This window comes from Alistipes sp. An116 (assembly GCF_002161005.1).
GTDB lineage: Bacteria > Bacteroidota > Bacteroidia > Bacteroidales > Rikenellaceae > Alistipes > Alistipes megaguti.
In genome coordinates this window covers 16,590-29,850 of record NZ_NFLR01000020.1, presented here as the reverse complement: position 1 = coordinate 29,850, position 13,261 = coordinate 16,590, and the positions used below count along the sequence as shown (strand labels likewise).

Below are 13,261 nucleotides of genomic sequence, written 5' to 3'. Positions count from 1 at the left end.
GACGCCCCTTCCCTTCGATACCTATTTATAATAAAAACGAGAGGTCGCCTCCGGGTTCGACCTCGAAGGTCTCGACTCCTTTGCGGAATACACGCATCGGACGGCTGCCGATCAGTTCCAGCCTTCCCTGCTCGAGGCGCAGCATGCATCCTTCGCGCAGTCCGACGACCCAACGGCGCGGATTGGCTTCGATGTACTCCAGAATACGCTGTTCGCGCGTTTCTCCGGCGTGGCCCGCGGGGTTGGCATCGAGGTAGTGGGGGTTGATCTGGAACCTGACGGCTCCGATGGCGCGGAACGATTCGGGCTGGACGATGGGCATGTCGTTCGTCGTCGAGATCGTGGGGCAGCAGACGTTGCTGCCGGCCGACCAGCCGACGTAGGGCACTCCGGCGCGGATTCGGCCCAGAATAGCCTTCATGAGCCCCTGCTGCTGCATCTTGCGGGCCAGGGCGAAGGTATTTCCGCCGCCGACGCAGACGGCTTCGGCCGTGCGGATCATCGCAGCGGGGTCCTTGGTCCGGTGGACCGAGCGGACGCGGATTCCGAGTTCGTCGAAACGGGCCTGGACCTTTTTTTCGTAGTCGGCGTAGGAGAAGGTCACGGCGGCGTAGGGGACGAAGGCTATTTCGTGAATCCCGGCAAGGAAGCGGCCGATTTCGGGCAGCGGATAGCGCAGATATTCTTCGCCGGCATTGGTCGAATTCGAGATCAGAAGCAATTTCATAATTCGGTGATTCTTAAATTATTGTGTATGTTTTTGTGCTAAATGTCGAAAAAGTTGTGAATAAAAAATTGGGCCGTTTTGTCAAAAGTAATAAAAAAAGTGTTACTTTTGCGCAAAATTACCCGGGAAATGTATTGAAACTATTCCCTATAATTGTTTAACTAAAAACTTAAGATTATGTCAGAAGTTCAATCAAAAGTTGTCGAGATCATCGTCGACAAGCTGGGTGTCAAGGAGTCGGAGGTAGTACCCGAAGCCAGCTTCACCAACCACCTGGGCGCAGACTCGCTCGACACCGTAGAGCTGATCATGGAGTTCGAGAAGGCTTTCGATATCCAGATCCCGGATGAGGACGCTGAGAAGATCGCTACCGTAGGTGACGCCATCAAGTACATCGAGGAGCACAAGAAATAATTAACCAAGAAAATACGTTCACGGAATAAGGCTTGAATTTATGACGGAAAGAAGAGTAGTTGTTACGGGCATCGGAACGATCAATCCGCTCGGTAATAATATTGAAGAGTATTTTTCCAATCTGGAGAAGGGAGTCAGCGGTGCCGCACCCATTACTCATTTTGACGCGGAAAAATTTAAGACCAAATTCGCTTGTGAAGTAAAAAATTACGATCCGGCACAGCATTTCGACCGCAAGGAGGTCCGCAAATACGACCTCTTTACGCAGTATGCTCTGATTGCCGCCACGCAGGCCGTGGAGGATTCGGCGCTCGATCTGGAGACGATCGACAAGGAGCAGGTCGGTGTGATCTGGAGCTCGGGTATCGGAGGACTCAAATCGTTCTTCGATGAGTGTTTAGGCTATGCCGCAGGGGGAGGAACCCCGCGGTTTAGCCCATTCTTTATTCCCCGCATGATTGCCGATATCGCCGCCGGGTTCATCTCCATGAAGTACGGCTTCATGGGCCCGAATTACTGTACGGTATCGGCCTGCGCCTCGTCGAACCACGGCATGATCGCCGCCTTCGACACCATCCGTTACGGCAAGGCCGACGTGATGGTTGCCGGCGGTTCCGAAGCCGCAGTCAACGAACCGGCCGTCGGGGGATTCAACTCGATGCAGGCACTCTCGACGCGCAACGACGATCCGCAGCACGCTTCGCGTCCGTTCGACGCCGACCGTGACGGCTTCGTGATCGGCGAAGGAGCCGGAGCGCTCATTCTCGAGGAGTACGAGCACGCCAAGGCCCGTGGAGCGAAGATCTATTGCGAGATCGTCGGCGGCGGTGCTTCGGCCGATGCCTACCACTTCACGGCTCCGCACCCCGAAGGAAAGGGGGCCATCAAGGCCATGCGCGATGCCATCAAGGATGCCGGCATCCGCCCCGAGGATATCGACTATGTGAATGTTCACGGCACATCGACCCCTGCCGGCGATCTTCCCGAACTGAAGGCCGTAGCGGAGGTTCTGGGCGACCACGTTTACAACGTCAACATCTCGTCGACGAAGTCCATGACGGGTCACCTGCTGGGTGCCGCCGGAGCCGTTGAGGCGCTGGCCTGCATCTTCGCCATGACGCACGGAGTCGTGCCTCCCACCATCAACTGCGAGCACCTCGATCCGGCGATCGATCCGAAACTCAACCTGACGCTCAACCAGGCACAGAAACGTGACGTGAAGTGCTGTCTGAGCAATACGTTCGGCTTCGGCGGTCACAACTCGACGGTGATCTTCCGCAAGCTCTAACCCCCCCCCTAAAAAACGTCCGCGCAGTGATTGATTTTCTCTTGCGTCCGCTACGGCGGAATTTCGGGCGTGACCGGGCGTATTACAAAATGGTCGACGACCTGTTCGGATTCATTCCGCACAACGTCGAACTTTACAAGCTGGCTTTGATTCACAAGTCAGCTTCTTTGGTTTTGGAAGACGGCCGTGCGATCAACAATGAACGCCTCGAATACCTGGGTGACGCGGTGATCGAGGCCGTAACTTCCGACTATATCTTCATCGAATATCCCGATCGCGACGAAGGCTTCATGACCCAGCTGCGCTCGAAAATCGTGTCGCGGCAGTCGCTCAATGCCCTGGCTGTGAAGCTGGGCCTGGACCGCTACGTGATTTCGAACGGCGGAGCGGGCATTGCCCAGAAACACATCTTCGGCGACGCCTTCGAGGCGATGATGGGAGCCGTCTACCTCGATCAGGGGTACGATTTTGTCAACCGGCTGCTCATCAACCGCATCTATTACCGCTGCCTGGACCTTGAGGAGCTGACCGAATCGGAGACCGATTTCAAGAGCCGCCTGATCGAGTGGTGCCAGAAGAACCGCCACCGGGTGCTTTTCCGTACGGAGAACGAAAAGGGCTCGTCGGCCAACCGTCCGGTCTTCTACTGCACGGTGCTTGTCGACGACATGGAGGTCGGCCACGGTGCGGGCGATTCGAAGAAGGAGGCCGAACAGCATGCCGCCTTTTCCGTGTCGCAGTATCTGACCGACGAGCAGTGCGCCTTGTTACTGGACAAGGTCGATCGTCTTTCTCACTGACCCGGGGCCGGGGACTGACCGGGGGCAGACAGAGACAGCTGACCGGGATTACAGTCCGGGAGAGTCGTACCGGGGGCACGGTCGGGCCGTACCGAGTAGCTTGGAATATGCCTGAATTGCGGGACTGACAGGTGTCTGGAAAGAAAACCGTAAAAATCATGGAGAACATACGCAGCAAGATGACTTCACGAGGCGTCGAGTCTCTCGACGACCGGGAGTTGTTGTCGTTGCTGATCGAGGACGAACAACTGGCCGAGGTGTTGTTGGCAACTTACGGGGGTTCGTTGGCACGCATGACCCGCGAACCGGAAGCCCGATTGCGCATGGTGGGCGGAATGGGGCTTAGGCGGGCCCGAAATCTGTTGTTGGCCGCCGAGTTGGGCCGCAGGGTGGCGGCTGAAGGGGCGGGGGAGTCCGACTCCATTGCAACGAGCGATGATGTGGTGCGGTTGTTTCGTCCGCAACTTGAACGCCTGACCCACGAAGAGTGCTGGGTAGTCTATCTCACTTCATCCAATCGCATCATTGAGCGCCAACGGGTGAGTCAGGGCGGGGTGACAGGGACGGTGGTCGATCACCGGTTGATCGCCAAACGGGCCCTTGAGTTGCTCGCCACGCGGCTTATTCTGATTCACAATCACCCTTCGGGGAGTCCGGAGGCGAGTGCGCAGGATCGGGCGCTGACCGAACGTATTGCCAAGGCGGCTGCACTGTTTGACATTCGGCTGCTGGATCACGTGATCATAGCCCGCGGCGGCGGGGACTTTTCGTTTCGGGAGGCGGGATTGATCGGATAACCGGCCTTGGGGCGGGTTGGACGGAATACCCGGGAGTTCTCGATGATTGGCCACCGGGGCCACCGGGACAGACGGGGCAGGCCGAGCGTGACCGGGGCAGACGGCAGGAGCAGACGGGGCAGGCCGAGCGAGACCGGGGCAGACGGCAGGGACAGACGGAGGCAGACGGGGCAGGCCGAGCGTGACCGAGGCAGACGGCAGGAGCAGACGGAGGCCGACGGGGACTGGCCGGCTGACAGCGGCCCTTGGGATAGCGTTCCATGGGTTAGGCGGGCATTCGGGCGGCAGCCCGCAAGGGGAACTTCCGGTCGGACGGCCCCATGAGAAAATTGTTTTCGGAGTTATCCCGAGAAAGCGAAAAACGACGACATCGAGGGATGCCGTCGTTTTTTTGTACTGTGGTCGGGAGCGGTTCAGATTCCCAGATAGGTCAATACGTAGCGGTACTCCGAGCCGAGGTTGTTACGCAGGGTGAACTCCATGTCGTCGATCTCCTCGCCCCGCTGCCAGTTGTCGAGACTGTGGTAGGTGTAGGAGAGATTTCCGGTCACCTTCTCGCCATTGGTCAGCGTCGTGACCACCTTGACAGGCAGCATGTTGCCCGTCGGACCAAGCAGTCCCAGACTGCGCAGCATGTCGGAGTCGTAGATGAAGATCAGCCCCGGATCGATGGTCTGAAGCTGGTTGAGCCGTTCGTACTCGTATGTCTGCTTGTGGATATTCGCGTCTTAGGTGAACTCCTGCGTGCCGTTCTTCGTCCACCGGATCTGCGAACAGCTGTTATCCGGTAGATGTAGTGCAGCGTGGAAACCAGCAGCAGCGCAAGGGGCCTGCATGTTTTCATCATCGTGAGTCTTGAGATTGGACGTTGTTTGCGGCGGTTTGCCCGATCCGGGGCCGTCCGTTGTGACAAATAGGAAATAAATCGGGAGCGGGAGGTGTCAATTTCTTTTTATTTTGTATTTTTGTCGTTTGGAAGAACAAATCGGAAAATCAGTAAATTCAAAATACGATGACTCAGGAAGAACTTTTCAAGAAGCTGGTCGCTCACTGCAAGGAGTACGGATTCGTATTCCCGTCGAGCGAGATCTACGACGGTCTGGGTGCGGTCTACGATTACGGACAGAACGGTGTCGAGTTGAAGAACAACATCAAGCGCTACTGGTGGGATTCGATGGTCAAGCTGCACGAGAACATCGTGGGGCTCGACGCGGCGATCTTCATGCACCCCAAGACGTGGGAGGCATCGGGCCACGTGGCGGCGTTCAACGACCCGCTGATCGACAACAAGGACTCGAAGAAGCGTTACCGTGCCGACGTGCTGATCGAGGACTGGATCGCCAAGCAGGATGAAAAGATCGAGAAGGAGGTCGAAAAGGCGCGCAAGCGTTTCGGGGCGGACTTCGACGAGGCCAAGTACCGGGCCACGTCGCCGCGTGTGGCCGAGACGCAGGCCAAGCGTGACGAGGTTCACCGCCGCTATGCCGAGGCGATGAATGCCAACGATCTGGCCGGGCTGCGGCAGATCATCCTCGACTGCGAGATTGCCTGCCCGATCTCGGGTACGCGCAACTGGACCGAGGTGCGTCAGTTCAACCTGATGTTCTCGACGCAGATGGGGTCGACGTCCGAAGGTTCGTCGACGATCTACCTGCGCCCGGAGACGGCCCAGGGCATCTTTGTCAACTTCCTGAACGTGCAGAAGACCGGCCGCATGAAGATTCCGTTCGGTATCGCACAGATCGGCAAGGCCTTCCGCAACGAGATTGTGGCTCGTCAGTTCATCTTCCGCATGCGCGAGTTCGAGCAGATGGAGATGCAGTTCTTCGTTCGCCCGGGCACCGAGATGCAGTGGTGGAACGAGTGGCGCAACACGCGTATGGCCTGGCACCGTGCGCTGGGCTTCGGCGACGACAACTACCGTTTCCACGACCACGAGAAGCTGGCCCACTACGCCAACGCCGCCACCGACATCGAATATAACTTCCCGTTCGGCTTCAAGGAGGTCGAGGGCATCCATTCGCGTACGGACTTCGATCTGGGCAATCACCAGAAGTATTCGGGCAAGAAGATGCAGTATTTCGATCCGGAGACGGGCGAGAGCTACGTACCCTACGTGGTGGAGACTTCGATCGGTGTCGACCGCATGTTCCTGCAGGTGATGTCGGCGGCCTACACCGAGGAACAGCTCGAGGGCGGCGATACGCGTGTTGTGCTGCGTTTCCCGGCCGCACTGGCACCGGTGAAAGTGGCCATCCTGCCGCTTGTGAAGAAGGACGGCATGCCCGAAGTGGCGCAGAAGATCGTCGACCTGCTGAAGTACGACTACAACGTGGCCTACGACGAGAAGGATTCCGTCGGCAAACGCTACCGCCGTCAGGATGCCATCGGTACGCCGTTCTGCGTGACGGTTGACGGCCAGACGCTCGAGGACGGTACGGTGACGATCCGTCACCGCGACACGATGCAGCAGGAACGCGTCAGGATCGAGGCCCTGCCGGCCCTGGTCGACGAGGAGTGCTCCTACCGCAAATTGTTCAAGAAACTGAATCTGTAGTCGCCGCGCGACGCCATCCGATATGGGACGGATTCTGGCCATCGACTACGGCACCAAACGTACGGGGATCGCTGTGAGCGATCCTCTGCGGTTGATTGCCGGGGGGTTGGAGACCGTTCCGACGCGGGATCTCGAACGCTGGCTGGCCGACTATTTTGCACGAGAGGAGGTCTCGACCATCGTCATGGGCAAACCCATGCAGATGGACGGCACGCCTTCCGAAACGTGGCGCTTCATCGAGCCGCTGGCGCGCCGCCTGCAGCGAGCGTGGCCCGACAAGGAGGTGGTCTTCCACGACGAACGCTTCACCTCGGTGCTGGCCCACCGCACGATGCTCCAGAGCGGCATCGGACGCATGGCGCGGCGTGACAAGGCGCTGGTGGACAAGATCTCCGCGACGATTATTTTACAAAGTTACATGGAATTCAACCGATGATTTACCCGATAGTGATCTATGGAGACGAGGTGCTTCGCAAGGCGTGTGCACCCGTCACGCCCGAGACGCTCGACGTGAAGAAGTTCGAGGAGAACATGTTCCTGACCCTCGACGAGGCGGGCGGCGTAGGGCTTGCAGCCCCGCAGGTGGGCAAGAATCTGCGTTTCTTTGTGGTTGACTGTACGCCGTGGGCCGAGGAGGACCCGTCGTGTGCCGACTACAAGCGGGCCTTCGTCAACGCCGAAATCTACGAATACTCCGAGGAGACGAAGATCTATAACGAAGGCTGCCTTTCGTTTCCGGGGATCTATGCCGACGTGCAGCGTTCGCTGCGGATCCGGATGCGCTACCAGGATACGGACTTCGTCGAGCACGACGAGGAGTTCACGGGGCTCAAGGCATGGGTTATCCAGCATGAGTACGACCACATCCAGGGCAAGGTCTTTACGGACCGCATCTCGCCGCTGCGTCGTCAGCTGCTCAAGAGCAAACTGTTGAATCTGGCCAAGGGAAAGTTCCGTTGTGCCTACAAAACGCGATAACATGAAGAAGTTCCTCTTTGCAGCCCTTGCCGTGGCAGCCCTTTCGCTGACGGGTTGCGTGAAGTCGCCCGTTTCGGGCTTCGCCTATACGGATATCAAGGACGGCATGGCCGTTACGGGCAATGCCGGATCGAGCAAGGTCGGCACGGCCGAGGTCAAGGGGTACGTAGGTCTGGTGGCGCTGGGCGATGCCAGCATCCAGACGGCGGCCCGCGAAGCCGGCATTACGCGTATCCACCACGTCGACTACCAGATGAAGTCCTACGTGGGGCTCTATACCATCTATACGATCATCGTCTACGGTGACTGATTGTCGACAGCCGGGCGGGCCGTTTCCCGAATGCCGGAAGGGGCCGAGGGGGCCGAGGGAGCTGAGAGGGCCGAGGGGGCTGAGGGAGCTGAGGGGTCTGAAGGGGCAGAAGGGGCAGAAAGAGCTGAAGGGACAGAAGGAGCAGAAGGTGTGGAAGAGGCTTGCGATGCCGGAGGATGGAAGTCGGATCGGTCGGGGGCTTTTGGCGGTTGTGTGCTGCTGGGGAGCCTTGTTGACGGCTTCGGGGCAGGAGATCCGCTCGCACTATGTCTCGAAGGCCGAGACCGACGGCACGATCTACCACACCCTTCCGGTGACGCTGTTCGAGAATCCCGAGGCGGGCGATCTGACCTTTGACCTTACCTACAAGGAGCACCGTGGAGGACGGGCGACGCTGAACTTCACGTGCCGGATGGCACGTCCCGAGACGGTTGATTCCGTGCGTTTTGTTTCGGGCGGCGTAATTCTCTCCGGGCCGGTCGGCCGACTCTACCTCGAGCCCGAAAAGCGAGGCTGGAAACATCGCTATACGTTCGATCTCGACGCTTCGCAGCTGTGCGGCTTCTTCGACGAGCGCCAGCTCCCTGAAGTGACGCTCTATATCGATGGACGCCCGTGGCTCTATCGGGCCAAACGTTCGGCCTGGCGCAGCTATGCGCCGATCGGCTACCGGATCTTCGAGATGATCCGCATCAACGAGGGGGCGGAATAGGGGCCGAGTAGGGGCGGAGTAGGGACCGAGTAGAGGTGGAATAGAGACCGAATAGGGGCCGAGTAGGGGCCGGACCGGTGAATGGACCTGGTGCAATGACCGGATATGAGGCCGGATATGAGGGCTGAGCGAGGCGTCGCGCTGTGGTACAGATAGTTCCGAAGTGCTGGACAGCCTGCTCTCGAATCCTCTGAGATTCTCCTGAATCTTACCGGATCGGCTTCGGATGTCGGTTCCGCGTGAGGACTTTCCCCGAAAAAGTACCCCGACAGTCGTGAAGACGGCTGCCGGGGTTCTTCGTACCTGCAGAAGACGGGATCTGCCTATTCCCGGGAGGTGCCGGCTGCCTGTTCGATGGCATCCATCTCAGCCGCTGCGTTGCCGACGTCCGGGCGCACCTTGAGGGCGGTAAGACCGAAGCGGTTGTTTTTGAAACGCCCGTAGAACCGGTTGTTGCTCCACGTGATTTCGGCCTGGGGATCCGAGTCCTCGTATCGGACGACATAGTTGCTGGTGCTGCCCTTCACCAGGGCATTCTTTACCTGCGCATAGCCGCTCAGCGAGACGTTCTCCTCCCCGCGGACCAGACACAATGCCGCCTTGTATCCGACACTGTTCAACCGTTCGAACCAGTTTTCCTCGACGACGCGGATGGTCTCCTGCTCGTTGGCCGGTTCACCGTCTGCGTCGAGAATCGTCTCGGGACGCGCAAAGCGGTTGTATGAAATTTCGTGACCGGCCGTCACCCCCCCCCTCATTCGGAGCCTCTTGATTTCATCCATTCGGAACCTGCAATCCGTTGTTCAGGATGATTCGGTCGGGGCAGAAAAAATCCCGGAAGTCAGATGAATGACATTCCGGGATGGATTGGAGGAGAGGCTGGTCAGAACCGGTAGGCGGCCCCAATACTGATCGTGACCGGGTTTTTGCGTAGATCATCGAACATGGGCTGCCATTTGAGCCCGGCCGTGATGTCCCAGTCGCGAGCGACCTTGTAGTCGAACCCGCCGCCGAGATTCAGACCGGCAGCCCATCGACCGATATCGTTTGCAGTCAGACCGGCTGCGGGATAGATTTTCCAACCGCTACCGAGGTCGAATACATACTGCACATCGACGTTGAGATCGATCGAGCAATAGTCGTGGAGCAAGGCGATTATCGAGGGTTCGATGCGCCAGTTGTCCGTGAAGCTGTATCGGGCGAATGCGCCCAATCCGACGATGCCGTCTCCTGTATTGGTGTAGATGTTCATGCGGGGGCCGACTGCCCAATTCCCTGCATCCTGAGCCGAAGCTGCCGTGGCTACGCACAAAGCGGCGATCGCCGAAAGGAGGATCTTTTTCATGGTTTCGTTGAGATTTTAAAAACGTCCGTTCAAAAACTTTACCAAGACAAATATAGCAAAAAAGGGAGTGTCGTGCAAATAAATTCAACCAATCCGACGGATTTGTCAACATACGGAAAATCCCGCAGCCCGAGGCTGCGGGATTTTGACGAATGATCTTTGGAAGGGTAGGGGGTTGTTTGGGGCAGAATCCGGTAGGTTGGCCATCTTTCTGAGGCGGCACGTTGAGGCTGTTTCCCGCTTTCAGGCGGCTTGCTTCGGTCCGTTTCTCTTCCCGACAGGTTCAGCCTTTTTTCGGGGCGTTTTTTCGGTCCGATTCCTCCTTCCGGGCGGCCCGGCTCAGCTTGTTCTCCTCATGGCCCCGGTTCCACTTGGCCTCGGTTCCACTTGGCCCCGGCTCCTCATGGCCCTGGCTCCTCATGGCCCCGGTTCCACTTGGCCCCGGCTCCTTATGGCCCCGGTTCCACTTGGTCCCGGCTCCTCATGGCCTCAGCCCCCCCCCTCTACGGCCCCGGTTATTTCTGGTTGAGGGCAGCGTGAGCGGCAGCCAGACGGGCGATGGGCACACGGAAGGGCGAGCAGCTCACGTAGTTCAGACCGGCATAGTGACAGAACTCCACCGACGAGGGCTCACCGCCGTGCTCGCCGCAGATACCGCACTTGAGGGTCGGACGCGTGCCGCGGCCCTTGAAGACGGCCTCACGGATCAGCTGGCCCACGCCGTTGCGGTCGAGGATCTGGAACGGGTCGTTCTTCAGAATACCCTTTTCGAGGTAGATCGGGAGGAACTTGCCGATATCGTCGCGCGAGAATCCGAGGGTCATCTGCGTGAGGTCGTTCGTACCGAACGAGAAGAACTCGGCCACTTCGGCGATCTGGTTGGCCGTGACGGCGGCACGCGGTACTTCGATCATCGTGCCGACCATGTAGTCGATCTTGTCGTTGCGCTCGGAGAATACCTGATCGGCCGTCTGGTCGATGATCTTCTTCTGGTAGCGGAGCTCCTTGTGGTTTCCGACCAGCGGGACCATGATCTCGACGTGAACGGGCGTACCCGTTGCGCGGACGTTCATGGCAGCCTCGATGATGGCGCGGGTCTGCATCTCGGTGATTTCGGGATAGGTGTTGCCCAGACGGCAGCCGCGGTGACCCAGCATGGGGTTGAACTCGGCCAGCGACTCGACCTTCTCGACGATCTTCTGCAGAGGCACGCCCATCTCCTCGGCCATCTCCTTCTGGCCCTTCTCATCGTGGGGCACGAACTCGTGCAGAGGGGGATCAAGCAGGCGGACCGTGACGGGATAACCCTTCATGACCTTGAAGAGACCCTCGAAGTCGCCGCGCTGCATCGGCAGCAGTTTGGCCAGGGCGACCCGTCGTCCGGCCTCGTCGTCGGCCAGGATCATCTCGCGGATGGCCTTGATGCGGTCCCCTTCGAAGAACATGTGCTCCGTGCGGCAGAGGCCGATACCCTCGGCGCCGAATTCGAAGGCCTGAGCGGCATCCTTTGGCGTGTCGGCGTTTGCGCGGACCTTCAGCACGGCGTATTTCGAAGCCAGTTCCATGAGCTTGCCGAAGTCGCCGCTCAGATCGGCGGCCTTCGTGGCTACCTCACCCAGATAGACTTCGCCCGTCGAACCGTTGAGCGAGATCCAGTCGCCCTCCTTGACGGTGAATCCGTTGACGTGAATGGTGCGGGTCTTGTAGTCGATCTGCAGCTCACCGGCACCCGATACGCAGCACTTGCCCATACCGCGAGCCACGACGGCGGCGTGCGAGGTCATACCTCCGCGGGCGGTCAGAATACCTGCGGCGTCGAGCATACCCTTCAGATCCTCGGGCGAGGTTTCGATGCGCACCAGCACGGCCTTCTGACCGGTCTTGGCGAAGACCTTCTCGGCATCCTCGGCGAAGAAGACCACGGGACCCGTGGCGGCGCCGGGCGAAGCGGGCAGACCCTTCGTGATGACCTGCGCCGAGGCGATGGCCTTCTTGTCGAATACCGGGTGGAGCAGTTCGTCGAGCTTGGCGGGTTCGCAGCGCAGCACGGCGGTCTTCTCGTCGATCAGCCCTTCGCGCAGCATGTCCATGGCGATCTTGACCATGGCGGCACCCGTACGCTTGCCGTTGCGGCACTGCAGCATCCAGAGCTTGCCGTCCTGGATCGTGAACTCGATGTCCTGCATGTCGGTGAAGTACTGCTCCAGGTGGTGCTGGATCTCGTTGAGCTCCTTGTAGACATCGGGCATCACCTCCTCGAGCGAGGGGTATTTGCTCTTGCGCTCCTCCTCGGAGATGTTCTGGGCCTTGGCCCAGCGCTTCGAACCCTCGATGGTGATCTGCTGCGGGGTGCGGATACCGGCCACGACATCCTCGCCCTGGGCGTTGATCAGATACTCGCCGTTGAAGATGTTCTCGCCCGTGGCGGCGTCACGCGAGAAGGCGACACCCGTTGCGGAGTTGTTTCCCATGTTTCCGAAGACCATGGCCTGTACCGAAACGGCCGTACCCCATTCCGAGGGAATGTTGTTGAGTTTGCGGTAGAGGATGGCGCGTTCGTTCATCCACGAGCCGAACACGGCGCAGATGGCACCCCAGAGCTGATTCCAGGGGTTTGTGGGGAAATCCTCGCCGGTCTGCTTCTTGACGGCGGCCTTGAACTCCTTGACGAGCTCCTTCAGGTCGTCGGTTGTCAGATCGGTGTCGTTCTTCACGCCGCGTTTTTTCTTCATGGCGTCGATAATCTCCTCGAAGGGGTCGTGATCCTCCTTCGAGGCGGGTTTCATGCCGAGCACGACGTCGCCGTACATCTGGACGAAACGGCGGTACGAATCCCAGGCGAAGCGGGGGTTGCCGGTGCGTTTGGCGACGGCCTCGACGGCCTGATCGTTCATACCGAGGTTGAGAATCGTGTCCATCATTCCGGGCATCGAGGCGCGTGCGCCCGAGCGAACCGAGACGAGCAGCGGCATCTCCTTGTCGCCGAACTTCATGCCGGTGAGGCTTTCGATATTCTTCATGGCCTTTTCGACTTCGGGCTTGAGGAGTTTGATGACGGCCTCCTTGCCGTGGCTGTAGTACTCCGTGCACACTTCCGTAGTGATGGTGAATCCCGGGGGAACGGGTATGCCGATGAGGTTCATCTCGGCGAGGTTTGCACCCTTACCGCCGAGCAGCTCACGCATTTTGCCATTTCCTTCGGCCTCTTTGTTGCCGAAGGTGTAGACTCGTTTAACGTCTGCCATAGTTTCGAGATTTTTGAATTGTATGATAAATATATAAAAAATTTTTCGCAAAAAGGAGCCTCCGAAGTCGAAAAAATTGCGGTGATAA

14 protein-coding genes are annotated in these 13,261 nt (G+C 58.8%); 9 read left to right on the top strand and 5 right to left on the bottom strand.

What is annotated here, in order from left to right; genetic code table 11:
* Positions 1-25: 25 nt before the first annotated feature.
* Positions 26-727, bottom strand: coding sequence for a dipeptidase PepE (pepE, locus tag B5E60_RS11400; RefSeq protein ID WP_087311713.1), 702 nt, complete (start codon positions 725-727; stop codon positions 26-28).
* A gap of 177 nt (positions 728-904) precedes the next feature.
* Between pepE and B5E60_RS11395 the strand changes: the two genes are divergently transcribed.
* The 4 genes from B5E60_RS11395 to B5E60_RS11380 all read left to right on the top strand — a co-directional run bounded on the left by B5E60_RS11395 (position 905) and on the right by B5E60_RS11380 (position 4,026).
* Positions 905-1,141, top strand: coding sequence for an acyl carrier protein (locus B5E60_RS11395; protein ID WP_018694937.1), 237 nt, complete (start codon positions 905-907; stop codon positions 1,139-1,141).
* Between the two features lie 40 nt (positions 1,142-1,181).
* The gene (fabF, locus tag B5E60_RS11390; RefSeq protein WP_087311711.1) at positions 1,182-2,429 is read left to right on the top strand and encodes a beta-ketoacyl-ACP synthase II; all 1,248 of its coding nucleotides are present in this window, start codon (positions 1,182-1,184) and stop codon (positions 2,427-2,429) included.
* A 26-nt stretch (positions 2,430-2,455) separates the two neighbouring features.
* Positions 2,456-3,229, top strand: coding sequence for a ribonuclease III (gene rnc, locus B5E60_RS11385; protein WP_232009173.1), 774 nt, complete (start codon positions 2,456-2,458; stop codon positions 3,227-3,229).
* A gap of 158 nt (positions 3,230-3,387) precedes the next feature.
* Positions 3,388-4,026 (top strand): JAB domain-containing protein, encoded by a 639-nt coding sequence (locus tag B5E60_RS11380; protein WP_239403326.1) that lies wholly within the window; start codon positions 3,388-3,390, stop codon positions 4,024-4,026.
* A gap of 413 nt (positions 4,027-4,439) precedes the next feature.
* On the opposite strand, the gene B5E60_RS11375 is transcribed toward B5E60_RS11380, so the two are convergent.
* A complete protein-coding gene (locus B5E60_RS11375; RefSeq protein WP_087311707.1) occupies positions 4,440-4,661 on the bottom strand; it encodes a hypothetical protein in 222 nt (73 codons plus the stop codon).
* 377 nt (positions 4,662-5,038) lie between these two features.
* On the opposite strand from B5E60_RS11375, the gene B5E60_RS11370 reads away from it, so the two are divergent.
* The 5 genes from B5E60_RS11370 (at position 5,039) to B5E60_RS11350 (ending at position 8,583) form a co-directional block, all read left to right on the top strand.
* Positions 5,039-6,583, top strand: a complete 1,545-nt coding sequence (locus B5E60_RS11370; protein WP_087311705.1) for a glycine--tRNA ligase — start codon at positions 5,039-5,041, stop codon at positions 6,581-6,583.
* Positions 6,584-6,605: 22 nt separating this feature from the next.
* Positions 6,606-7,019: a Holliday junction resolvase RuvX gene (gene ruvX / locus B5E60_RS11365; RefSeq protein WP_087311703.1), complete on the top strand. Its 414-nt coding sequence runs from the start codon at positions 6,606-6,608 to the stop codon at positions 7,017-7,019.
* Positions 7,016-7,561: a peptide deformylase gene (gene def / locus B5E60_RS11360; RefSeq protein ID WP_087311701.1), complete on the top strand. Its 546-nt coding sequence runs from the start codon at positions 7,016-7,018 to the stop codon at positions 7,559-7,561. The genes ruvX and def overlap by 4 nt, the downstream gene beginning before the upstream one ends.
* Position 7,562: 1 nt before the next feature.
* Positions 7,563-7,871: a TRL-like family protein gene (locus tag B5E60_RS11355; protein ID WP_087311699.1), complete on the top strand. Its 309-nt coding sequence runs from the start codon at positions 7,563-7,565 to the stop codon at positions 7,869-7,871.
* Positions 7,872-8,019: 148 nt separating this feature from the next.
* Positions 8,020-8,583, top strand: coding sequence for a hypothetical protein (locus tag B5E60_RS11350; RefSeq protein WP_239403325.1), 564 nt, complete (start codon positions 8,020-8,022; stop codon positions 8,581-8,583).
* A 323-nt stretch (positions 8,584-8,906) separates the two neighbouring features.
* On the opposite strand, the gene B5E60_RS11345 is transcribed toward B5E60_RS11350, so the two are convergent.
* From B5E60_RS11345 to ppdK, 3 genes are all read right to left on the bottom strand, one after another.
* A complete protein-coding gene (locus B5E60_RS11345; RefSeq protein ID WP_143260745.1) occupies positions 8,907-9,365 on the bottom strand; it encodes a hypothetical protein in 459 nt (152 codons plus the stop codon).
* Positions 9,366-9,466: 101 nt separating this feature from the next.
* A complete protein-coding gene (locus B5E60_RS11340; RefSeq protein ID WP_087311693.1) occupies positions 9,467-9,928 on the bottom strand; it encodes an outer membrane beta-barrel protein in 462 nt (153 codons plus the stop codon).
* Positions 9,929-10,443: 515 nt separating this feature from the next.
* Positions 10,444-13,173 (bottom strand): pyruvate, phosphate dikinase, encoded by a 2,730-nt coding sequence (gene ppdK / locus B5E60_RS11335; RefSeq protein WP_087311691.1) that lies wholly within the window; start codon positions 13,171-13,173, stop codon positions 10,444-10,446.
* Positions 13,174-13,261 lie beyond the last annotated feature (88 nt).

Bases quoted from the DNA above. Each gene is read 5' to 3' on its own strand.
- fabF (WP_087311711.1), top strand. From the start codon at position 1,182: ATGACGGAAAGAAGAGTAGTTGTTACGGGCATCGGAACGATCAATCCG.
- B5E60_RS11380 (WP_239403326.1), top strand. From the start codon at position 3,388: ATGGAGAACATACGCAGCAAGATGACTTCACGAGGCGTCGAGTCTCTC.
- B5E60_RS11375 (WP_087311707.1), bottom strand. From the start codon at position 4,661: ATGCTGCGCAGTCTGGGACTGCTTGGTCCGACGGGCAACATGCTGCCT.
- B5E60_RS11395 (WP_018694937.1), top strand. From the start codon at position 905: ATGTCAGAAGTTCAATCAAAAGTTGTCGAGATCATCGTCGACAAGCTG.
- def (WP_087311701.1), top strand. From the start codon at position 7,016: ATGATTTACCCGATAGTGATCTATGGAGACGAGGTGCTTCGCAAGGCG.
- pepE (WP_087311713.1), bottom strand. From the start codon at position 727: ATGAAATTGCTTCTGATCTCGAATTCGACCAATGCCGGCGAAGAATAT.
- B5E60_RS11340 (WP_087311693.1), bottom strand. From the start codon at position 9,928: ATGAAAAAGATCCTCCTTTCGGCGATCGCCGCTTTGTGCGTAGCCACG.
- B5E60_RS11345 (WP_143260745.1), bottom strand. From the start codon at position 9,365: ATGGATGAAATCAAGAGGCTCCGAATGAGGGGGGGGGTGACGGCCGGT.
- B5E60_RS11355 (WP_087311699.1), top strand. From the start codon at position 7,563: ATGAAGAAGTTCCTCTTTGCAGCCCTTGCCGTGGCAGCCCTTTCGCTG.
- ppdK (WP_087311691.1), bottom strand. From the start codon at position 13,173: ATGGCAGACGTTAAACGAGTCTACACCTTCGGCAACAAAGAGGCCGAA.
- B5E60_RS11370 (WP_087311705.1), top strand. From the start codon at position 5,039: ATGACTCAGGAAGAACTTTTCAAGAAGCTGGTCGCTCACTGCAAGGAG.
- ruvX (WP_087311703.1), top strand. From the start codon at position 6,606: ATGGGACGGATTCTGGCCATCGACTACGGCACCAAACGTACGGGGATC.